19 protein-coding genes are annotated in these 20,627 nt (G+C 50.7%); 5 read left to right on the top strand and 14 right to left on the bottom strand.

Annotated elements, in window-relative coordinates; translation table 11 throughout:
• The first annotated feature begins 19 nt into the window (after positions 1 to 19).
• Positions 20 to 1,300 carry an AAA family ATPase gene (locus M0R47_RS06910; RefSeq protein WP_292552265.1) on the top strand — a complete coding sequence of 427 codons (1,281 nt, stop codon included), beginning with the start codon at positions 20 to 22 and terminating at the stop codon, positions 1,298 to 1,300.
• A gap of 402 nt (positions 1,301 to 1,702) precedes the next feature.
• Here M0R47_RS06910 and M0R47_RS06905 read toward each other — a convergent pair whose 3' ends face one another.
• From M0R47_RS06905 to M0R47_RS06880, 6 genes are all read right to left on the bottom strand, one after another.
• Complete coding sequence (locus M0R47_RS06905; RefSeq protein WP_292552263.1) at positions 1,703 to 3,028, bottom strand: site-specific integrase; 1,326 nt, start codon at positions 3,026 to 3,028, stop codon at positions 1,703 to 1,705.
• A gap of 272 nt (positions 3,029 to 3,300) precedes the next feature.
• Complete coding sequence (locus M0R47_RS06900) at positions 3,301 to 3,498, bottom strand: hypothetical protein (RefSeq protein ID WP_292552261.1); 198 nt, start codon at positions 3,496 to 3,498, stop codon at positions 3,301 to 3,303.
• Positions 3,495 to 3,776 carry a hypothetical protein gene (locus tag M0R47_RS06895; protein ID WP_292552258.1) on the bottom strand — a complete coding sequence of 94 codons (282 nt, stop codon included), beginning with the start codon at positions 3,774 to 3,776 and terminating at the stop codon, positions 3,495 to 3,497. Before M0R47_RS06895 ends, M0R47_RS06900 begins: the two co-directional genes overlap by 4 nt.
• A 149-nt stretch (positions 3,777 to 3,925) precedes the next feature.
• Positions 3,926 to 4,348: a hypothetical protein gene (locus tag M0R47_RS06890; protein ID WP_292552255.1), complete on the bottom strand. Its 423-nt coding sequence runs from the start codon at positions 4,346 to 4,348 to the stop codon at positions 3,926 to 3,928.
• On the bottom strand, positions 4,345 to 5,157 hold the full coding sequence (locus M0R47_RS06885) for a hypothetical protein (RefSeq protein ID WP_292552253.1): 813 nt from the start codon (positions 5,155 to 5,157) through the stop codon (positions 4,345 to 4,347). The genes M0R47_RS06890 and M0R47_RS06885 overlap by 4 nt, the downstream gene beginning before the upstream one ends.
• 147 nt (positions 5,158 to 5,304) lie before the next feature.
• The gene (locus tag M0R47_RS06880) at positions 5,305 to 5,478 is read right to left on the bottom strand and encodes a hypothetical protein (protein ID WP_292552250.1); all 174 of its coding nucleotides are present in this window, start codon (positions 5,476 to 5,478) and stop codon (positions 5,305 to 5,307) included.
• A gap of 720 nt (positions 5,479 to 6,198) precedes the next feature.
• Between M0R47_RS06880 and M0R47_RS06875 the strand changes: the two genes are divergently transcribed.
• Positions 6,199 to 6,522 (top strand): hypothetical protein, encoded by a 324-nt coding sequence (locus tag M0R47_RS06875; protein ID WP_292552247.1) that lies wholly within the window; start codon positions 6,199 to 6,201, stop codon positions 6,520 to 6,522.
• 367 nt (positions 6,523 to 6,889) lie between these two features.
• On the opposite strand, the gene M0R47_RS06870 is transcribed toward M0R47_RS06875, so the two are convergent.
• Entirely contained in the window at positions 6,890 to 8,266 is a 1,377-nt protein-coding gene (locus tag M0R47_RS06870) for a primase-helicase family protein (RefSeq protein ID WP_292552244.1), read from the bottom strand.
• A gap of 311 nt (positions 8,267 to 8,577) precedes the next feature.
• Here M0R47_RS06870 and M0R47_RS06865 point away from each other — a divergent pair, with 311 nt between their 5' ends.
• Positions 8,578 to 9,582, top strand: coding sequence for a hypothetical protein (locus M0R47_RS06865; RefSeq protein WP_292552241.1), 1,005 nt, complete (start codon positions 8,578 to 8,580; stop codon positions 9,580 to 9,582).
• Between the two features lie 364 nt (positions 9,583 to 9,946).
• Here M0R47_RS06865 and M0R47_RS06860 read toward each other — a convergent pair whose 3' ends face one another.
• From M0R47_RS06860 to lexA, 3 genes are all read right to left on the bottom strand, one after another.
• Complete coding sequence (locus M0R47_RS06860; protein ID WP_292552434.1) at positions 9,947 to 10,177, bottom strand: recombinase family protein; 231 nt, start codon at positions 10,175 to 10,177, stop codon at positions 9,947 to 9,949.
• A gap of 71 nt (positions 10,178 to 10,248) precedes the next feature.
• Positions 10,249 to 11,031 (bottom strand): M90 family metallopeptidase, encoded by a 783-nt coding sequence (locus M0R47_RS06855; RefSeq protein ID WP_292552239.1) that lies wholly within the window; start codon positions 11,029 to 11,031, stop codon positions 10,249 to 10,251.
• A gap of 133 nt (positions 11,032 to 11,164) precedes the next feature.
• Positions 11,165 to 11,791 carry a transcriptional repressor LexA gene (lexA, locus tag M0R47_RS06850; protein WP_292552237.1) on the bottom strand — a complete coding sequence of 209 codons (627 nt, stop codon included), beginning with the start codon at positions 11,789 to 11,791 and terminating at the stop codon, positions 11,165 to 11,167.
• An 87-nt stretch (positions 11,792 to 11,878) separates the two neighbouring features.
• On the opposite strand from lexA, the gene umuD reads away from it, so the two are divergent.
• Both umuD and M0R47_RS06840 read left to right on the top strand, forming a co-directional pair.
• Complete coding sequence (gene umuD, locus M0R47_RS06845; RefSeq protein ID WP_292552431.1) at positions 11,879 to 12,328, top strand: translesion error-prone DNA polymerase V autoproteolytic subunit; 450 nt, start codon at positions 11,879 to 11,881, stop codon at positions 12,326 to 12,328.
• Positions 12,328 to 13,605 (top strand): Y-family DNA polymerase, encoded by a 1,278-nt coding sequence (locus M0R47_RS06840; protein WP_292552234.1) that lies wholly within the window; start codon positions 12,328 to 12,330, stop codon positions 13,603 to 13,605. The genes umuD and M0R47_RS06840 overlap by 1 nt, the downstream gene beginning before the upstream one ends.
• A gap of 331 nt (positions 13,606 to 13,936) precedes the next feature.
• On the opposite strand, the gene M0R47_RS06835 is transcribed toward M0R47_RS06840, so the two are convergent.
• The 4 genes from M0R47_RS06835 to M0R47_RS06820 all read right to left on the bottom strand — a co-directional run bounded on the left by M0R47_RS06835 (position 13,937) and on the right by M0R47_RS06820 (position 19,828).
• Complete coding sequence (locus tag M0R47_RS06835; protein WP_292552232.1) at positions 13,937 to 14,035, bottom strand: hypothetical protein; 99 nt, start codon at positions 14,033 to 14,035, stop codon at positions 13,937 to 13,939.
• Positions 14,035 to 14,202, bottom strand: coding sequence for a hypothetical protein (locus M0R47_RS06830; RefSeq protein WP_292552229.1), 168 nt, complete (start codon positions 14,200 to 14,202; stop codon positions 14,035 to 14,037). Before M0R47_RS06830 ends, M0R47_RS06835 begins: the two co-directional genes overlap by 1 nt.
• A gap of 226 nt (positions 14,203 to 14,428) precedes the next feature.
• Positions 14,429 to 14,845: a DUF4279 domain-containing protein gene (locus M0R47_RS06825; protein WP_292552226.1), complete on the bottom strand. Its 417-nt coding sequence runs from the start codon at positions 14,843 to 14,845 to the stop codon at positions 14,429 to 14,431.
• Positions 14,846 to 14,863: 18 nt separating this feature from the next.
• Positions 14,864 to 19,828: an RHS repeat-associated core domain-containing protein gene (locus M0R47_RS06820; RefSeq protein WP_292552222.1), complete on the bottom strand. Its 4,965-nt coding sequence runs from the start codon at positions 19,826 to 19,828 to the stop codon at positions 14,864 to 14,866.
• Positions 19,829 to 20,627 lie beyond the last annotated feature (799 nt).

Raw genomic sequence — 20,627 nt, 5'->3', positions numbered from 1 at the left:
TCGCGACTTAGCCAGTACGTTGGAAGATTGGCTAAACGAAGATTTAACAAATCACTTTTTAATCATCAAAGACGCGCATTTAGCCATGCGCGACAATCCGCTCGTCATTGCACGCTTAAAAGCCTTAGCCAATAAACTGCTGCACAACTCCGAAACCAAGGCCACAGTGCTGTTAATTTCTTCGCAAGCTTGTATTCCGCCCGAATTAGAAAAATTTATAACCCTGTTTGATTTACCCTTGCCTGATGAAGAAAAAATTCGCGCTGTGATTAATGATCTTATTGGCAGGCTAGGTGAAACCATTGATGCCAAATCTTTAACGGAATTAACGCTGGCGTTTCGGGGCTTGAGTGAGCATGAAATTACTCAATTACTGTATCGTGGCTTTCAGCAAGACGGTGAAATTAACAGTGACGATGTGGCGTTGGTGTTACATGAAAAAGAACAAATCATCAAAAAATCTGGCATTCTCGATATGGTTTCATCAGTTGAAAAACTGGAGAACATAGGCGGTTTAATGCAATTAAAAAAATGGCTGAAACAAAAAGCCAATATCTTACATAATTTAACCGATGCGCGAGCGTTTGGCGTGGAAGATCCGAAAGGCGTGATGATTGTCGGAATGCCAGGCTGTGGTAAATCATTAACTGCCAAAGCCACCGCCTCGTTATTTAAACTGCCGTTATTGCGCTTAGATGTCGGCTCCTTAATGGGAAAATATGTCGGCGAGAGTGAGTCTAATATGCGCCGCGCCTTACAACTTGCCGAAGCGGTTAGCCCTTGTGTGTTGTGGGTGGATGAATTGGAAAAGGCCTTTGTCGGTATCGGCAGCGGCAACGCGGGTTCAGAAGTCGCTACACGCTTATTCGGTTACTTTTTAACGTGGATGCAGGATAAAACCGGTGCGGTTTTTGTGTTAGCAACAGCAAACGACATTTCTGCGTTACCACCAGAATTATTACGCAAAGGACGTTTTGATGAAATATTTTATGTCGATTTTCCGACTCGTGACGAACGTGAAGGCATTTTTGCCATTCACTTAAAAAAACGGAACAAAAACAGCATCACAATTGATGTGAAAAAATTAGCCGAAAAAACCGATGGCTTTTCAGGTGCAGATATTGAAGCGGTGGTTAAAGAAGCCATTGAAGTGGCTTTTGTCGATAATCGCACCGCATTAACTACGGAACGGCTGATTACTGTTATCAATAATACTCATCCACTGAAAATAGTGATGAAAGATAAGGTGCAAGAATACGCCGACAAATTTAATAATCTAAAAATTAAACCTGCATCGTGATCGCCTTTTTCAATGTCTTTTTTTCTGAAGTTGCCCGAGCATAAGCGAACGGCTGATTTATACATCTAAATGGAGATTCAACAGCGGGAAACGTGGAAAACAACTTTCAATATTTGCCATTTTTATAACAAGAGAGCGTTTATATTTTTTCCAGCGGCCAGCCACTATCCTGTTGATAGTATTACCCATGAAATTTTATGACTGGAAAACTCAGCGCCCAATAGTGGCAAGTGTGCCGCAGGCTCACAAATGACCGCTATACTGCTAATTATCGTCATTCAAAGAATTCGAGTGAAGGACTGCAACGGGTGGGTCGATTGTGTACTGTCGTCGCGTCAGTCCATGTGACTTCGTGATTGCAAAAAAAGCCTAAGCTCAATTAGAGCTTAGGCTATCTGATGTTCAAGCAATGGCACCTGAAATCTTATGAGCGATACTATCCGAAACCCTTCTTAAGGTCTCATCGCCCAGATGGGCATAGCGGCTGGTGGTCTTGGCCTGGCTATGGCCGAGCAAATGCTGTACCTCGTATAGCGAAGCGCCATTGTTAATCGCCAAGGATGCAAACGAGTGGCGAAGGTCATGGATTCTGAAGTTGCTGATGCCGATCTTTTTCAGCACCCGATTGAACGCCTTCTGCGGATTGTTCAGCGGTTGTCCAGGCACCTTGCCGGGGAACACAAACGGATTGCCAGGGACTTTCGGCTGTTGTTCCAGCAGCGCAACGGCCATCGGGTTCAGGATCACATGCCGGAGCTTGCCATTTTTACTGCGCGGGATGAACCAGACTTTCTTGTGCAGGTCGACATGCTCCCAGTGGGCATTAAGCGCTTCCTGTTTTCTGACGCCGGTATAGAGCAGAAAGGCTAACGCGGCGGCCGCAACCGGATTCTGTTCTTCTTTGAGCGCCTCCAGGAAACGGACGATTTCCTGATCGGACAGGTAGCGGTGGCGTTCATTGTTCTCCTGCGGTTTTCGAATGCCGAGCGCCGGGTTCTTGTCGATGAAGCCCCAGGTCACAGCCAGCTTCAGCATCCGGCTCAGCAGGGAGATATGCCGGTTCACGGTGGCGGGCTTGTAGGTGCTTTTGAGCTGATCGAAGTAGCGTTGCAATTCCGGGGTCGCAATCTGGTCGAGCCGACGGTATTGCAGCAGCGGCAGCAAATGGATGCGCAATTTCGACTCATCGCAGCCCACACTGCGCTTGTTGGCCCGTGCGTAAGGCAAATAATGTTCGCTGACAAATTGGCCGAAGGTCGGGATTTGCCGCAACAGGTTCTTTTCCTCCTGCGGATCGATGCCCCGGTTGATCGATGCTTTGAGCTCGTTACAACGCTGCCGGGCGTCCAGCAATGACATCGGACCGTACTCGCCGATTTTGATGCCGCGTTTGCGGCCGTTAATGGAGTATCGCAAGTAAAAGAACTTGCGGCCTTGCTTACTGACCAGCAATTTGAGGCCGACAATCTGGGTGTCGCTGTACTCTTTCTCCCGTGCCGAAGCTGCTTTCGGATTGGGCGGCAGCTGATCGATCCATTTTTTGGTGAACAGCGCACGGGTTGCGGATGGGTTGTTTGGAGTGCTTTCGGTCATGGCCGGTTTACCTCGAAGGTTGGGATTAAAAAAAAGATCGGGATGCCGGAAGATGACCGGCATGAAAAGTGTCTCAGTCGCCAGGGGACTGATGTCCAATGGACTGTTCATCGGGTGCGGAGGATTTTTTTGCATAATGCACGGCGGGGAACAGTGAGCTTGAGGACGGGTACGGCCGTTTTAGCATCGCGGTGAAAGCGATGGGAAGCGCCATGACTGCCGCTGGGGACGGTTTGTCGTGAGCAGTTTAAGTAGTCCTTGGCTCAGCGGTCAGTGGAACCGCAGCGGCCTTCCATCAACTCTCAGTGCTCGAACCGAGCAGAGAGAACAAGACAGAGGCCGCTGCCCGTCGTTGACGCGCTCTGGTGCATTTCCGGTGGGTGGCAGCTAAACCTTGCGGCGTTCCGCTACGGCTGCCGGATCAGCCAGTGCAGCACATCGTTCATCGCTTCCAGCTCGGCATCGGCTCGAGACAAACCGCCGTCGTATTCCCGAATACCGGCCCGCTCGTTGAAGAACTCACGGGCGTTGGCATCTAGGTCTGCGGCCCAGCGAGCAATGTCGGGGTCCAGCGGAGTCGGAAAGTCGGACTCCTCCATAGTCAATACTCCTCCGGCAACAGGAAAGTGGTGCAGGATCGGTCGGCTTCCGTGATCAGCCAAATCCGGGCACCGCTCGCCAGCGGGTAGCTGGACAGTAGGCGACTACCGTCTTTAAGGGCTTGCTGATTGGCGGCTGCGTCTTCTTCAGGCAGTTCGCCGAAGTCGCCGGTCAAGTGGCGGGACAACAGATCGAGGGACAGGATATGGTTGTCCTCCATGGCTTGCAGGGCTCCGGGCGTCGCAACGACTCGACCGGGGTTGAACAGCAGAGCAATCTGCACGGCGGCCATGTGGGTTGTCGGGGTGGGTGCGGACGTCGGGTTGTGGGGTTGCGTGGTCATTTTCGAGATCTCCAAATAAAAACGCCAAGGTCAGCAGTTCTGACCTTGGCGCGGGTAGTAGATGCATTATGGGTTTTAGGTTTTAGGTTTTATGCGATTTTTTGCTCGACATTCTCCCGGCACAGGTTGAGCAATTGCTGATCAATGCCGGTCAGTTTGGGTACGATCAACAGCACCGCAAAACCGCTATCGTTGGCGATGAACACCATCTCATAGCACAAGGGATACTCGGCCAAGTATTCAAACGACGGCGCAAAGCCGGAATCCGGATAACGGCTGTCGCCAAACCAATCGCTGAAGATCGGACAGCCCGTGCCTTCATCCAGGGTCTTAGGGTCATCGCCGGGTTCGGCAATCACGATATAGCCGTGTTCTTCCGGATCATAAAAATCGCCGTCGCTCATATCCCGAAAGCGCTGGGCTAATACCGTTGATAAGCTGGTCATCAACAGCGCCGAAACGAACGAGTCATAAGGCACAGCCAGCTGGGCCGGATCACGGAGCACCATCATGACCGTTTCTCCGCTGTGCGGGCTTGCGCTCGCTGGCCGGGGCGCGGCTTCTTGGAGGCTAGCTTGACCGTGGCCGCAGGGCTGTTAAGGTCTACATCTTCTTCATCTGGCTGACCAGTGCCGTCAGCGCCAAGCGCACTTCGTTGTAAGCATTCCATTTCAGCATCATCCAATTCGGCATCGAGTCCGGCTCCGGATGGGGCGTGAGCGGTGGGGGTGCCTTCGAGGATTTCTGCTGCGAGCTCGGCCCTGACTGACGGGATTGGGCTTTCGGCTGGGTTGTGTTGGACGATAAATGGCTTATGGTCATGAGAGCTGTCCGGGACGGGGGTGGTTGAACGGATACGCGGTTTAGGCGGTTCCGGTTGGTAAGGCTCGGCTTTAAGCGCCAAGGTCAGCAAGGCGGTTTTCCAGGCCGGCCAATCCGGCTGGACCGTATGTTGGTGCACCGCATCCGGAGCAGGCGCTAACAGACATTCGGCTCGCAAAATCGCGGCCAGAAAGCCGGCATTGTTGGCGGACTTGCCGATGAACGCCGGCTGAAATCGCTTGGAGGCAATGGGTTTGCTCGTGTCGATGCCGTGCAGGCACTGCTCGATCTTGTCGAACGGTACGATTTCTTTCGAGTAGCAGCCATCGCCGTCATTGCCTATCAGGGTGATGTAAAGCTGTTGCTGGGCCGTGTCGGTCAGGATGCGGTAATGCACATAGCCTTGGCTGCGCGAGCCGGTCTTGACGGCTTGGCCCACTTTTAAGGACAGATACGCCGGAGGGGCTGAGGTGGAAGTTAGGGTTTCGGGTTGGGTCATAGGAGTACTCCTGGGATTGGCTTAAAAAGAAAAGCCCCGTCGACCCTAAAGATCGACAGGGCTTTTTAAATGCGTATGCGGGATTGCAATTGATCGAGGAGTCATCCTCGTGAAAACGCTGATTGTTATTTCGATGAGGTCGGCCTGTTAGTCGAAGAGCTTCGTCTCGACCATGCGGCCTACGGTGCCACCCATGAACGAGCCGAAGGGGCCATAGGCTGAGCCGATCACGCCGCCGATCACTTCGCCGGGCGTGGGCGGTTCGGTCAAATATTTGCTCGCAGAGTCCAGCGCTAACGGGACTAAATCATGTTGAAACATGGAGTATCTCCATAAGGTAAGTGATGAGAAAAGGTAACCGCTGCCTGAAGACAGATAGGGTTATTCAATCCAGCCGAAGCCGGATCATAGTAATAATATAGGTATGAACAAGGAGGCTGTTACGTCGAAGCGAGATTGGCGGAATTCAGTTATTTTGCAGGCGCTGAATAATCTTGGAAGTGGAGCTTAAGCGAAACGGAGATTGTTTAGCCATCCGGTAGCGATAGTGCATGTGTTTTAACGGAGCGCGGTTGACGTAGTGAAAATGCAGGCTGTCCGGCATCGTGTCGAGTCATTGCGCAAACGAGAGTGTTATCCACGGTCAAAACGAGCCGGGGGCCACCCCAAGCCCCCAGAGGCCGTTTTGGCGGTGGGTAACGCGGCCCAATACGCCTTGCCGGGTATTGGGTAAGAGAAGCAGGACGTTCGGGGCCGTTGGAACAAGCACCTGCCGCGTGATTTTTGACGCTGGCTTGGGCCCGGATGCCCAAAACCAGCTTCCGCAAAAATAGCGGCACTATCGTAACCGAGCGATGTATTCCAGGCCGTCAAACCAGATGAATTATCTCCAGACTATGGATTTGGCTGGGTACCGCTAAGGCAATGTCAACTGGCCAGAGTGGGGGCGTGGCTGATCCGGGACGGGGCTTTGGTGAAAAACAGGGGAGGCCGCCTGCCTCAGCTAACAATCCATTGACTTATCATGGTTGGAGAATTTTCATGACAAAACGTCTTTTACTTTCTACGTTATTCAACGAGCCCCGGCCGATCCGCTACGATTGGCTGGCCGAAGTCGGCAAGGTGCCGGGGAAATCGTTACACCTGGGCATTGCTTTGGCCTGGATGGCCGTCGTGCGCGGCGGGCCCCGCGTGCGCTTGGGGCGGCGGGTGATGGCGCGTTTCAGTCTGTCGCGGGATGCTTGCTACGATGGACTACGGCGTCTGGAGGCCCACGGCCTGATCACAGTCTGGCGTCTACCCGGACGCTCGCCGATGGTGACGCTGATGGAGCCAAGATCGGACGGGAAAATTCTGCGGATTTGAACACCATGATGAAATCGCCATCCGTCTTGGAACGGATGGCGTTCTGATCAGATTTAGATTAAAGATCAGTCTGAAGTGATTTCAGTGGAATTGGCGGCATTCTGATATGCTTCAGATCGATTTGCCGCCATAACATAACTAATAAGTGAAAATAGGCTGCTCTGATTTCAATCAGGTGCCGCGCGGTCGAATACATGATATTGAAGATATGCAGATACTATTTCTGCCGTGTACTGGGCTTGGAATCGGAAGTTTGTGTTGATTCCATAATTAAAAGCCCATATTACGTCCCACAGCTACATTTTTCTATTAAGACTAAATGATGATGTGGATGGGATGCGTCATGAGATTTCATCATGATGGCTTTTCAATTATTCTCGCGATTTGAAAGTCGTATTGGCATCGGAGCCGATCTCTCGGTTTGCGTAGTGTTTTGATCTTGCAGAATCATTGTCTGCTCGAACACTGGAGCGAACTCATTGGCGAGTTCTTCTTGTTGAGCTGACGCCCAACGTTGATGGTCGCGAACGGCCCATAGGCAAGGACGATCGCCGCGTATCCGTGTCTGGCCAATTGAAACTCCATATTGACGCAGAAAACGGCGGATCTCAGCATCACTGCAACGAATTTGCTGAACTCGCAAGTACTGCAAGATTTCAGTTGCGGTGCAGAGATCGGATGCAAAAGGAGGTGCGTGTCTTTCAAGCGCATCTAGCAGAAAGTTGTCACATTCTGAACGCCCGTTCTCAATCAGTCTGGATCGGCATGCAGTTCTGGGAGGGGCGGCATTAGGATTGAACCTGGAAATGTCGCGCCGCAGCAGAAAATCAAGCACAACAGATTTACCTTCTTCCTGAAAAAACCAGTTATAAAGGCGTGTGTAGTAATCAGGCGGCTGCTTTTCAGCTTTGCTGAGCCAAGAAAACATTCGCCGATCATCTTCCTCGATTGTGGCGATGTCATCGTGGTTGGAGCAAGCCAAAATGTTTGCATAATTCCGGATATGGAATTCTGGTACATTTTTAGAGTTGATCAGCAAGGTTTCTGAAGTGATCCAGTGTTTCAATCGGGTTGCAACTTCGCGGCCCATCCGGTCGAGTTCGTGGAAGATAACAACATATGCATTCATGAGCCAGCCAGTAAACGGGCTTTTCAACACCTCATGGGTTGGAAATGCTACGTTTGAATGCCCAACCAGTTCAGCAACCATTTCGCAGAGTAGACTTTTACCAATGCCCTGCGGCCCGATGATCAGGATCATGAACGCCCACTTAACGCCAGGCTTCTGCACCAGTGCTGCAATCGCATCCAAGAAAAACGCCACGGCTTCTGAATCATGATCAAAGATCAGATCGACCAAATCCAGAAACATTGTTGCGTCGCCTTCGATGGCTGTGATGGCTGACGGAACCCAGGTATTAAGCTCCAACTGCCCTTGCGTAATGACATCCGCTGATTGGCCAGGAGCGAATGTTACACTTGCATACTGACGAATACCCAATGCTTCAGTGTAGAGTGCCTCGGCAATTGGCATATTTTTAGGTATTGTTCTGCCTAGAAGATGCACAAGAGCCCTCTCTTTCAGGAGGTTGCCGCTGCCCCGGTGGCGAAATCGATCAATATTTGCCAGGTAGTCATAACTTGATAAAGCATTTCCCGCGCTCTCAACAGCGCGGATGTAATCATCGATATAATTCTCTCCGACATTGTGCCGGTAGGATGAAACGCTCATGCGCTCGGCCATTTTTTCTCCAATTTTTTTTAAAAAGTCCAATCGAAGCAGTAAGTGCTGCATCGATGCATCAAGTTGATGCGTGCTTAAGTGTACTCGAAAAAAAATGGTTATCAATACACAAGCGCTTGAAAGATAAGATAAAAATAAACTGGTGATTGCTAGGGGAGACGAAATTATGACAAATTTTTAGATTTTTTTACCCATGGATGTCCTGGGAAAAAATGGTCTTACGCGTCCCGTGCCAGGATATCCTAGCGAATAACACCGATGTGGTTATAATGAGGTACTGTTTCTAATTACTTTATTGATTTATAAAACGTATGAGTGACAAGTCACCAGGCTATCCGGCCGAAAATTCTCAATATGTTGCGCTCCATTTGTTAAAAAAAACTCAGTCATCGATTTCTCCCGAAAAGGTCTTTCGGCTGATTGTGCCCGAGTTGCTGGCCCTGTCCCTGCTGCCAAACCGTGAGATAGTTAATATCTTTCACAGCATGAAGCGTTATTGGACAAATCAAAAACACATACCGTCCAAAAACAGGGACCAATGGATCAGCTACTGGGCCAAGCAAACAACTGCCGACATTTCCTGGGCTTCAGCAAAAGAGAGGGGATTATTTAGAAGCCGTGTTCTTGATATGGAGGGGCCGGCTTATGAGGAAATACGGCAGTCGCTTGGTTCAGAAACCGGGCAGGTCGAGCATATTTCCATACGAGCCTATCCTGTTAGCTACCGGACGCCTCAGGCTGGCGGACGAATCGGGAAGCGGCTACTGTTCGTGGCTTACCATCTTGAGCGGCACTGGTTGCTTTTTCATCTTGAGAAACTTGCGCAATCATGGAAGAAGAAGGATCTTTTTAGCATGTCAATCCGTGACCAAATGATCGCCAAAGGCAGTTGGGAAAAGTTCTTAGATCATATCGAAGTGTTTGTTCGTGACGACACCAGTAGAAAGGAGCATCAGACAATTTTGCTGCACGTCCCCTACAGATCTGCTTTAAAGATGGCATTGAGCAGAAAAGATTGGCATGTCGTGGACGACATGCCTAAAGAATATGCTGGTGATGATCGTCTTGACATTGAAGTGCTAAAGCGGGCTTCGAAGAAGATTCAGGATGTTTGTTTTCACCTGGAAGACAACCTTTCCATTGAGACTAAAGGAAAGTATTTAGTTGATAAAGATACAGTTTCTCTGCCTAATCTTGCCCGATGCACTCATGCGCAGAAGGATGAGCTAATTCGCTCACTTTGGCAGCTAGTTGAGGAATTACGTATGGAGGTGACTAAGTCGGAGAGCCCAAATGAAAGTCCCGTCAAGGATTGAGCTATCTATACCATTCAGTGTTGGAAAGCTAAAAATGGCTACACTGGATATATTTTTTACCCATCCATGGAAACAATCTCGTCGATACAGCGCAAAGGGCAACATCATGTCTGTCTGTCTTAGTGATTTTCATTAGAAAAAATAAAAAGAAAAAATGAAAAAATGAAATTTACAAGAGCCCAGTAGACAGACAGACGTCACCCATTTTGTCAGTGCACAGGAAAATCGTCTACAGCTTCATGGCTGTAGACGATTTAGCGTTGGAAGAGGGCTGTCTCGTGTGTCTCATCTGGACGACATCCTAGAGCTAGGGAATGTAAAAAGGCGTTGAAAATTGCCAGTCAAGAGAGCCAAGATCGGCCAACTATAGTTGCATGGCACGACCCAACGGGGTACTAGTATCGGGTGCTTGCTGATGTAGATAAAGGTCTATGCCGAGAGCATGTAGTTCGTTGAGGAAGGACGCTAGGTCTTGCAGCGACCGACCCAGCCTGTCTACCGACCACGCAACGATCACATCGAACCGCCGCCGTGTTGCGTCTTGCATCATGCGGGCGAAGGCCGGGCGCTGGTCTCGGCTCTTTGCACCATTCATCGCCATAAAGCGGCCAATCGCGACCGGCAGAAATTGGCCCAGACTGACCCACGACCGAACAGCTTAACCCTTCAGTTGTTCGCATCATGAACACGCCGCAACGAATCCTGCCGGTAATAAAGCTGAAGTTGCTGGTAAACATCGGCAAAGTGCGTATGCAGGGTTTCAGGCGCGCAAAAAAAATATTCACTGATGACCGCAAAAAACTCCGCCGGATTCGTTGCCGCATAAGGATTGATGCAGGCACGATGGTGATGTTCAACTCGCCGAACCAGTGACTGATAGGCGGTACTCATCGAAGCTGTCCACTGCGTGACGTCCATGCCATAATGCAGAGGCGGATAACCATTGGCGCTGCCGTTTAACGTATCCAGCTTATGGGCAATTTCATGAATAATGACATTACGGCCGGATTGTTGTTCCTGCCTATCCCACTCCACCTCGTCCCATGACAAGATCAGCGGTCCTCGCGACCAGGATTCGCCGACCAGCGCCTGTTCCTGATGATGTACAACGCCGGCCTCATCAGTCTCGTCCCGGCTGATCCGAAACGCCCCCGGATAAACGATGATTTCGGTCCAGCCTGACAAACAGCCAAGCCCAAGCCCCAGTATCGGAAGGCAGGCCTGGATCGCGATGGTCAAACACATTGCGTCGGTGAGCACAAACGCCTGAGCGCCAAAGAACTTTTTTTCATACAAAAACAGCGTACTCAGCTCTCGCAAGTGCGCTTTCTCAACCGCCGTCATGCCTTGCAACAGGGCCAGTTTTTCGACCGTTGCCGACCAAAGATCATGGCCAATAGCATGACGATGCAGAATGTAGCGCGTGCGGGCGCGTTTAAAAATATTCATAGCCGAGCAAATCCTGATTTTGTTAGGCACCGATGCCTTTCGGTCAGCTCACGGCCTCAAAATTAATCGGTACAATTGACTCGATTGGAAACGGCTTTCACGGTTTGCCACTCATCAGAGTTAAGTTTTTCAATTAACGGGAGCGATAACTGCGCATTTGCCCGACCAACACCCCTTGGATTTCTACCTGCTCAGGCCTGTAAGCCATCGCTTCCATTGAGGCATTGGCGGGCAGCAACATGACTTTATCTGGCGACTGCTCGAGGTATTTCAACGTGGCTTCCGATCCTTCTATCAACGCCACCACGATCTCCCCGTTGCGGGCAACACTGCGCTGCTCGATGACCACCCAGTCACTGTCAACAATGCCGGCTTCCACCATGGAGTCGCCTTTGATCTGCAGTACGTAGCAAGGCTTATCGCTTTTGAGCATGTCCGGAACGGCGACGTAACTGATGTTCTCCAGGGCTTCCATCGGTTGGCCGGCCGCAATCCTGCCGACCAACGGCAGGGCGTGCTCGCAGGCCACGTAATCGCGTTGTGCCTGTGCGGTCAGGCGGATGCCGCCCTGTTTATTGCCAGCGAAAGAGTCTACCAGGCCCGCGTCAATTAACGCGGCAATATGCTTATGCAATGAGCCGCGTGAGGACCTGCCCAGCGCCGCACAAAGCTCATCCAGTGTCGGCGGATGAGGAAATGCCTCAGGGTTGTCGCGCAGGAAATCAAAGATTTCCCGCTGCCGCCGGGTTAATGCTTTCATCCATTCTCCTTTTTCATAGTTTGTAAGCTCATCAATAACGACATAGAATAGAGAACCAAACAAGAACAAGAAAATAAAGGTTTCATGATGGATCAATTACTTCTCTTTTCGGCGGCAACGTCTATCCGTTATCCGGCTAAAACGGTACGCAGCATACCACTGCCGCTGTTTGTCGGCAAAGTCGCGGCCGGATTTCCGTCGCCTGCCGACGATTATGTCGAGAAAACCCTGGACTTGAATGAGCTACTGGTGCAAAAGCCTGCGGCCACGTTCTTTGTCCGTGCTCAAGGTCAATCGATGTTGGGGGCCGGCATTCATCCCAACGATATTCTGGTCGTGGATCGCTCCATTGAGCCGGTGCCGGGGAAAATTGTCATTTGCGCGCTGAATGGCGAGCTGACCGTCAAGCGCCTGGATCGGCATCATGGCCAATGGCAACTGAAAGCGGAAAATCCGGATTATCCCGATATTGCCATCTTCGAAGAGCTTGAGCTGGTGATCTGGGGTGTCGTGACCACTGTCATCCATCCGCTGTAATGAAGCCTCTAATCGCACTCGTCGATTGTAATTCATTTTATGTCAGTTGCGAGTGCCTATTTCGCCCGGATTTATGGGACAAGCCGGTAGGCGTACTCAGTAATAACGATGGTTGCTTTATCGCTAGGAATAAGGCTTTAAAATCCCTCGGTGTCAAAATGGGTGTGCCGCTGTTTCAAGTAGCCGACTTGGTTAAAAAACATGATGTCCATTTGTTTTCCTCAAACTTCGCTTTATATGCCGACATATCAACCAGAGTGATGGCATTGTTAGAGACATTTTCACCGAGCACCGAAATTTATTCGATTGACGAGGCATTCTTGGATTTGACCGGAATTTGTCAACAAGACCCTATCGGTTATGGCCTCTCTATTAAACAATCAATTCAGAAAAATACCGGCATTCCGGTTTGCGTCGGCATGGGACCGACGAAAACGTTAGCAAAGCTGGCAAATTTTGCCGCTAAAAAATGGCCTAAGACCAACGGTGTTGTGGATTTGTCCTGTCCTCAACGGCGGGAGCGGTTAATGCGCCTGTTACCGGTCAATGAGGTCTGGGGTATCGGTTCAAGACTGAGTCAGCAGCTCTCGCAACTTGGCATTGACACCGTCTGGGCTTTGGCGCAGCAGCCCGTCCAGCGCATGCAGGCGCAGTACAGTGTCGTTTTGGCCCGAACCATCATGGAACTAAATGGCATTTCCTGTCTGGAGCTTGTTGAAATAGCGCCGGACAAACAAGAAATCATGTGTTCCCGAAGTTTTAAGCGGCCTTTGGATAATTTAAAGGAATTATCCGAAGCTTTAGCCGAGTTCTGCAGCCGGGCGGCGGAAAAGCTTAGAGCACAGGATTCGACGGCCGATCGTTTAACCGTGTTTATCAGGACTAACCCGTTTAATCCCCAAGAGCCGCAATATCAGCGTTCAGCCACTTTGAAATTGGCCATAGGCACGCTAGATACACGCCGGATAATCAATGCAGCCACGCAATTATTGCAGGGCATTTACAAGGAGGGTTATCGATACCAGAAATGTGGTATCCAATTAAGTGGCCTTCACCCCAATAGCCTGCCCGGTCAGGCGGATTTATTTGCCAACCTGAAGTCTTCGAAGGAGCGGGAATTAATGGCCTGCTTTGATAAAATCAATCATCGGTTTCCTAAATCCGTAGCCATCGCCGCAACAGGATTAAACAATAAAAGCTGGCAGTTCCAGCCCGAACGCATGTCAAAATGTTACACAACCCATTGGAATGAGTTGGCGATTGTAAAATGCAGCTAGGTAATCATTACTCAGTGTTAATAAAATAAGTTATCGGCATGCGCCACGGTCAGCGAGTCACACTTTACCTAATGTGTTTACAGGATTGGTAGTGAAAGGCAGACAACGACCCACAAGAGCCACTCAACTCGGATTTCCCAACGGCAGCTTACTCATCGTATCCGGCCGTTGCACGATAACTGCTCCACTGCCACTCTTTTGCACTATGCACCATCTGAGCACGCACCGGACTCAAAGCAATGTAACGCGCCAATTCCTGCAAGTGGGAATCTTTCTGTACCAGTATGGCCTTGAATCGGCCTTGAAACACATGGCCGACACGGTGATACTGTCAATTGAAATATTGGGTATATGTGCCATTGAGGAGCTTCATGCCTTTGGACAAGGTTGGGGTATTGGTTTCAACCAGCAAATGGTAGTGATTGTCCATCAAGCAATAAGCATGGCAATACTAATATAGCGATTGACCGTATTTTGCAGCCTCATTAAAGACTGCTGACGATCCACATCATCACGATAGATATCTTCCCGAGCGTTGCCTCGCGCAGTCACATGATACAGCGTCCCGACAAACTCAATTATTAAAGGCCTTGCCATCTGTACATCCAATATGAAATTAAACTGACCAAAAGTTAAGTCAACATGACTCACGTGTCAAATGTAAGGCCTGATCCCGTCTTTTTCGAGGGCGGCATTTCAAGGCCGAGCTATCCTAAGTTGCGGACCCTAAGAGCCACACCCTCGTCAAAAGGTATATTATGATTTCTTAACAAGGGTGTCACCTACAAATACAATGGTAGACCCCGTCTTTTTCCTTCCGGATTTAGCTATCAATCGAATATAAATCAAATACAATATCTATGGGCAAAGTAGAAAACTTCTTAATAATCTCATTCGTTAATACAAATCCACCTTGCCCATTATAAGTTGTAAAACAGCAATACAATGTAATATCGCAGCCGATTGAGATAAGTTTTTTTAACTTATCAAAATGAGTATCAATGAACTCACTAACTTTTAACAGATGCTCATCTATTGTAGCGCTTTGATGCAATCCACTCTCCAAAAACCAAAGAGATTCTTCTCTGTATCGTTGCGTTAAGCTCTTAGCACTAATTACATCTCCTTTTTCATATCCTTTTGAAGGAATTTCTCCAATAATGTCGATTATTTCTAGTAGCGAATGCATGCTACTGGAAATGCGTAAGGTTACTTTCGATTCTTTTTCAGTAGCTACCATATTTTAAAAGCTCATTCATCAAAAAATGTTTCCGATAGAGTCTCCAACTCCTCCACCGGGGATTTCTGGGTAAATTTCACCCGTTTTTACATCAACCTGACAATCTGGATTTCTTTTCTTTGTACTTTTGGGTAGATTCTTTTTAGCGTCATGAATTCTATCTCTAACTTCTTGAGGAGATAAACCAGTTGCGTCAGAAATTTTTCCAATACTACTTGTTAGGTCATTATTTGAATTATAGATATTATCTAAGGCATCAGAAACATTGTTAACAAAATCAGAAACAATATCTCCAACAGCAGCTCCAGCAGCAGTTGCCGCAGCAATTTCGGCAGGTGTAGCAGCAATATTTATACCGCCAGTAGCAGCATCGACAACAATTGATGCTGCAGCAGCTACGCTTGCACCAATTGCTGCTCCGTTCGCGGTACCTTGTGCCGTTAATCCGTCAGGATCAACGTAACTAAGCGGATTATTCCGAACATAGGCATAAAGATTAACGCCCCCCCTTTCCGCAATCGGATCGCGGCTGACCCATCGGCCGATGTCCGCATCATAAGCCCGGTACGGTGCCAGCGCAAGGCCGCTGGCCTGGTGGCTGAAATGGCCGGTATAGCCGAAGTCGCTGTCGGCTGAAGAACCTGACAGCACGGTACGGCGTCCGTAAGGGTCGTAGCGATAGCCGGCTTTGAGGCTTCCTGCGGCATCGGTGACAGCGCGCACCGAAGCTAAATGGTCGCGGTGATAGTAAAAACCTACTCCGTCCCGGCTTTCGCCGTCGCCGTAGTAGCGGGTGACGCTGCCGGTCAGGTTGTCTTGCTTGCCGCACAGTGTCGTGCCGCAATAGACGAGACGTAAATCTCGGGTCAGGACACCGTTGCTTTGGTCCTGAAGACTGATTCTGCGATCCAGGGCGTCATAACCGAACTCACTGCTCGTTGTCATATTGGCAGGATCTTCGACGGCGATCAGACGATTCTCGGCATCCCAAAGGTATCGGCGGTTACCGAGCGTCGAGCTTTGCCGCTCACTTTGATTGCCTTCCAGGTCGTAACTGTAGCTGTCGCTGCCGTTGCTCAACAATTGGTTGACGTTGTTGTAGGCGGCGTTGGTACTGCGGCTGGCGATGGTTTCCAGAGAACGGTTGCCGGCGGCGTCATAGGCGTAGGCAAAAGCGGCGGCACTGCTGCCGCCGTGGCCGGGCGTCGGCGGCACAGCGGGCACAGCGGGCGTTGCGGCAGGGCTCCGGCCGCCGGGCACGGCGGGAATCGCCGGGATGGCTCCGCGTCGGCCTCTGCTGCTGCCATCGGTGACTTTGAGCAATTGGCCGATGGCATCGTAAGCAAAGCTTTGTTGAGCGGTTTCCAGTCCTGAGCGTTGCCAGCTGACGATCTGGCCGGTGGCGTCGTAGCTGTAAGCATTGCCGATCAGCAAATTGCCTCGGCTGTCGACGTGGTTGAAGGTTTTGATGCGGAAATCGCCCAAGGCATCAAAGTAGGTAGCTTGGCTTTGGGTGTTGTTCGGGTAAGCCGTTTGTTGCAGGCGTGTGGAGTCGGCCTCATAAAGGTATTGGAACGGGCCGAGATCAGTGTCGTTGCTGATAATGCGGCCTAGGGCATCGTAGCTGATGGTGTTGACCGTCTGGCTGGCGTCGGGTTTGATCAGCGCGGTGCTGTATGGACGTGTTAACGCGTCGTAGCCATAGGCGACGGTAAAGGCATCAGGGCTGGCTTCCCTCGCCAAACGCCCGGCACCGGGCATGCCCACGGGATGATAGCTTAATGTGGTTTGCCCTTGGCCGTTATCGAAGGCAATCAGGCGGGGGTAGGCGCTGTCGTATTGAAAATTACGCGCAGGCGTCGGGTTTTGCGCGTTGGCATAAACAATGCGAAGCAGCGCGTTGTCTTTGGCGTAGCTGTAGCGGCTCTCTTGCAGCAGGCCGTCAATCTTGGTTTTCAGCCGGCTGGTGGTGTTCTCATAGAAGTAGTCCAGTCCCTGGCCGTCTGCATAGCGCTTGCCGATGAGCCGACCTTGGACGTCGTGGCTAAAAGTCGTGGCTTGACCTAATGGGTCGGTCAAGCTGGCCAAGCTGCCGCAGCCGCACCAGGTATAGCGGGTTATCTGGTTCAGCGCATCGGTGCTTTGTACGAGCTGACGTTGTCCGTTGTAGAGGTATTGGCTGGTGTGGCCTAGCCGGTCGCTATCACTGACCAGATCCAGCTTGTCGTAACCGAGAGTGCGGTGAGTGCCGTCAGGATAAGTAATTTGCGTCACCCGGTCAATCGCATCGTAATTGTAGCTGAGCGTATAAGCGCTGTCGTCCGTCGCTGTGGCAATGCGCCCCATATTGTCATAGGTGTAACTGACCTGAGTGCGGCCTAAAGGGTTGACCTCGCGAAGCAAATAGCCTTGGGTATCGTATTCGTATCGGGTGGTTTCGTTCAAGGCGTTGGTGGCGCTAAGCAACTGTCCGGCGCTGTTCCAGTTGATTGTGGTAATCGCGCCACTGGCATCTTGATAGGTCAGCGGGCGGTGTTGGGCGTTATAGGTGAGTTCGGCGAGCAGATCGTAGCCTATACCGTTTTTTTGCTTAATGCGCAACAGATCGATGCCGTCGCTACTGTATTCGTACACAGTCTTGCGTCCTAAAGGATCAATTGCTTGGGTCACTTTGCCCAAGGCGTTATAGCTGTACTGATACAGTTGCGTGGAACCGTCGTCGAGCACCCGGGCGACTTGCTTGGGCTTTTCGAGCATGCCGGGAACAGTGCCGCCGCCCCAGGTTTGGCCTGGATAGCTATACCAAACGCGATTTTCCAAGGGTTGTTTTTCGCTTTCTTTAACGGCCACCGAGACCGAGGAATTAACGCCGTGCAACCAGTGCGTCAGGCGGGCTTTGCTGTAATCGCCCGGCGCCATTTTCATCGCATGCTTATCCCAATAAAAGCTGTTGCGGGCATTAATATAGGCGTTGAAGACCGGCGTAAGCCCTTGCGGCACGACCGATTCGCTAAAAGGAATGCCGGGGGCGCCATGCAAGTATTCGAGGCGCTCTTTGTCGCCTTGGCTGTCGGTAGCTTCCAGCCAGCGGGATGTGCCGTTTTCGCCATAGGCAAAAGCGGTGGTGCCGTAAGGCGTAGTTAAGCCATTGATAAATTGGTTGGCGCCATACGCCAGTTGGGATTGGATACCGATAACATCGGTAATGGACGTCAATTGTCCGGCGTTGTTATAGACAAACGCGGCAGAGCGCCCGAACGGGTCTGTGACCTTGGTAATTTTGTAGGGATCGACGCCATTTTCATAAGCGATCGCCGTATTCTGCCCGAGTGCGTCGGTGATTTGGACAATACGAAGGCTGCTGTCGTAGCTTAAGGTTACCGTATTACCTTGTGCATCGCGTTTTTCCGTCAAAAATACTTTTCGCGGATAAACGCTGCCACCGCCGGGCTGGGCAAAAATGTCGACACTGCCATCCGGCCAGCGTAATTCATAACGCACCGGCACGGTTGAGGTACGCACCAGCACCGAATGCGATGTGACCTGCGGCGCATAGCTTTGGCTGGCGGCGCTATAGCCGGTGTGCATTTCCGCACCACCGCCGGCAACGTAGCGCTTAATGTCGCGGGCAGCAAAGCTAGGGTCGTCCTCAAGATAGCTGAGCCAGTTGAAAGTCCATTTGGCGCCTAAATTGGCATAGGTGAAGTTGGCCGGCTGGTTGGCTTCCCGCTGGTTGTAGGTAACGGTGAAACGGACGGATGGGCCGACAGGCGGTGCATAACCGACCGGCGTATCTTCAATATTGAGACTGACCAGTAAGGTATGGAAGTTGTACTGGCACATCGGCGTGGAGCAAGGCGGCTTGGCTTTATCCTCGTCAGGCGTGGTGGCGTTGTTATCGGAGCTGCCAGTGTAGCCGCGTCCATAGATTTTACCCGCCTCGGCCAAAGTGACCGGGGCGTAACCCTGGGTCAGCTTGCCCTCCGGAATCAACATATAACCAGAGGCTTCTTGCTCCAAAGATTTGCGGCTAACCCAAAGGTCGCCACCGAAGGTCGGATCTTTAATGTGCAGGCGGTCGCCTTGTTGTTCGAGCAATGCGGCATAGTGGTTGGATTTCCAATGCACCACGGACGGCATCACTAAGTGCGCACCGGGTTCTCGCTTGACCATGCGATAGGATAAATTCGACTGCTTAGCCAATGCTTCAACTTGATCCAGGGAATAGCCCTGAGGACCTGAACGGGCAGCCTCAACGTCCTCGCGCTTAGCGCCTTGCGGATGAGTATGGTCGATAATGCTTTCCAAGGCTTTGGGGCCGCATAAATAAGCGACGTCCGGCTCGTTGTCCATCATCCACAAACCTTCCTTGGCGCCGGCAATGTACTCCGTCGAAGCCCCTGTCAAAGGGCGGCCTTCGATTTCTAAAAACAACAGGCGCAGATCGTCTTTGTGGCCGAGCCGTGCATGCATCCGCACCAGTTCGCCCAAAGCGCGATCCACCACGGCCTTGCCGGGGCCGGTAGCATCGATCCGTTTGCCTTCGTTCCATGCAGCATTGAAAGCGGCAAGCGCCGAGCTAAAGCGTGCCGAGTTGTAGTGCATGAGCCCTAAATTGGTGAGCACGGAAATGCGCCAGGGACTTTGAGGATAGGCTTCAAGATAAGCTGCCAATGCGCTCATGTCATCCGCAGAGGAAAGGGCGGCAAACTGCTTTAAGGCCTCAGCAAACGCGCGGTTATCAGACTCGCTGGGGGTACCGCCGATGGGCACCGGCGCTTCAGGCAGACCGGAATGGACGAAAAGCTCTGCAACGCTAGGCGAAGAGCTGAGTGTGGTCACTGTCTGCACCGCGCTAGGCTGAGAGGTCGAGCCGTTAAGGCTTGCGGTACAGGCGGTTATCAGGATGACGCACAGCGCACCAAAGGCCGCAATCGGGGCGAAATTCAGGTTTGAGAGGCGATTAGCTGGGTTTGGGAGCATGGGTTGGCCCTAAAAAGTTGTACGATGATGTGTGTTAAGGTAGTGCTTATAAATAAATGCCAATAATTTGATCATCTGGCGAATGGCATTTCACGATGCAGCTGGTTGGCACACGCTGCAGGAACGAACTCGCCGCTAAGCGAAGCCACCTTCTTAAAATCATTCTGCTGTATTGTTCGAGTGCAAATCCCTACAGACATGATTCTCTTGCTTGAGCGTAGTTCCGCTCAACTACTCAAATCTTATGACCGGTATTTGCCATAAGATGTCAACTTGAGAAGCCCGTCATAATCCAACATATGATACATGGCATCATTGTGACTCAATAAATGACCGCTGTATGCCAGCCAAAGCTGATTTTTTTGTAAGCTTTTACCTAGACCATAAGTTATGTCGACATTTGTCTCCGGTGTCAGAGCAATGTCTACGTACGTTCGCTAGGCAAATATCGCTTAGAGCCTCATAGCAGTGGATTGCGGACTTTCACTGAATGACTGCTTTTAATTGATATTCAGCCGTTCACTAGAAATTAGCGAGGGACTCTTGTTGGCCGAATTCGAGCATTCAAAACCTGTTCGGAATTCTAACAAATTGGTAGTAGCTTTCTAGAAATCAGTACCATCACCTTTAGTGCATTACCAGGTGCAATTCTGCTTGTTAACTGAAGAGAATGGTGTTTATTTTGATTTCACAGGTAATCAATGGAAAAAAGTGGACGGTGAACATGAAAAATAGTGTTCACCCTAATGAGAATACCCACATCTGCCTGACTTTGTCGGGTGGGTGTTTAGACGGGGTA

The organism is Methylobacter sp. (assembly GCF_023227905.1).
In the GTDB taxonomy this organism is placed as follows: domain Bacteria; phylum Pseudomonadota; class Gammaproteobacteria; order Methylococcales; family Methylomonadaceae; genus Methylobacter_A.
This window is presented reverse-complemented; position numbering and strand designations above follow the sequence as displayed.

Coding starts and splice junctions, on each gene's coding strand:
- lexA (WP_292552237.1), bottom strand. CDS start 11,791: ATGAAAGCATTAACCCGGCGGCAGCGGGAAATCTTTGATTTCCTGCGC.
- M0R47_RS06905 (WP_292552263.1), bottom strand. CDS start 3,028: ATGCAAAAAAATCCTCCGCACCCGATGAACAGTCCATTGGACATCAGT.
- M0R47_RS06840 (WP_292552234.1), top strand. CDS start 12,328: ATGAAGCCTCTAATCGCACTCGTCGATTGTAATTCATTTTATGTCAGT.
- umuD (WP_292552431.1), top strand. CDS start 11,879: ATGGATCAATTACTTCTCTTTTCGGCGGCAACGTCTATCCGTTATCCG.
- M0R47_RS06875 (WP_292552247.1), top strand. CDS start 6,199: ATGACAAAACGTCTTTTACTTTCTACGTTATTCAACGAGCCCCGGCCG.
- M0R47_RS06890 (WP_292552255.1), bottom strand. CDS start 4,348: ATGATGGTGCTCCGTGATCCGGCCCAGCTGGCTGTGCCTTATGACTCG.
- M0R47_RS06835 (WP_292552232.1), bottom strand. CDS start 14,035: ATGGACAATCACTACCATTTGCTGGTTGAAACCAATACCCCAACCTTG.
- M0R47_RS06820 (WP_292552222.1), bottom strand. CDS start 19,828: ATGCTCCCAAACCCAGCTAATCGCCTCTCAAACCTGAATTTCGCCCCG.
- M0R47_RS06865 (WP_292552241.1), top strand. CDS start 8,578: ATGAGTGACAAGTCACCAGGCTATCCGGCCGAAAATTCTCAATATGTT.
- M0R47_RS06870 (WP_292552244.1), bottom strand. CDS start 8,266: ATGGCCGAGCGCATGAGCGTTTCATCCTACCGGCACAATGTCGGAGAG.
- M0R47_RS06860 (WP_292552434.1), bottom strand. CDS start 10,177: ATGAATGGTGCAAAGAGCCGAGACCAGCGCCCGGCCTTCGCCCGCATG.
- M0R47_RS06825 (WP_292552226.1), bottom strand. CDS start 14,845: ATGGTAGCTACTGAAAAAGAATCGAAAGTAACCTTACGCATTTCCAGT.
- M0R47_RS06830 (WP_292552229.1), bottom strand. CDS start 14,202: ATGGCAAGGCCTTTAATAATTGAGTTTGTCGGGACGCTGTATCATGTG.
- M0R47_RS06880 (WP_292552250.1), bottom strand. CDS start 5,478: ATGTTTCAACATGATTTAGTCCCGTTAGCGCTGGACTCTGCGAGCAAA.
- M0R47_RS06885 (WP_292552253.1), bottom strand. CDS start 5,157: ATGACCCAACCCGAAACCCTAACTTCCACCTCAGCCCCTCCGGCGTAT.
- M0R47_RS06855 (WP_292552239.1), bottom strand. CDS start 11,031: ATGAATATTTTTAAACGCGCCCGCACGCGCTACATTCTGCATCGTCAT.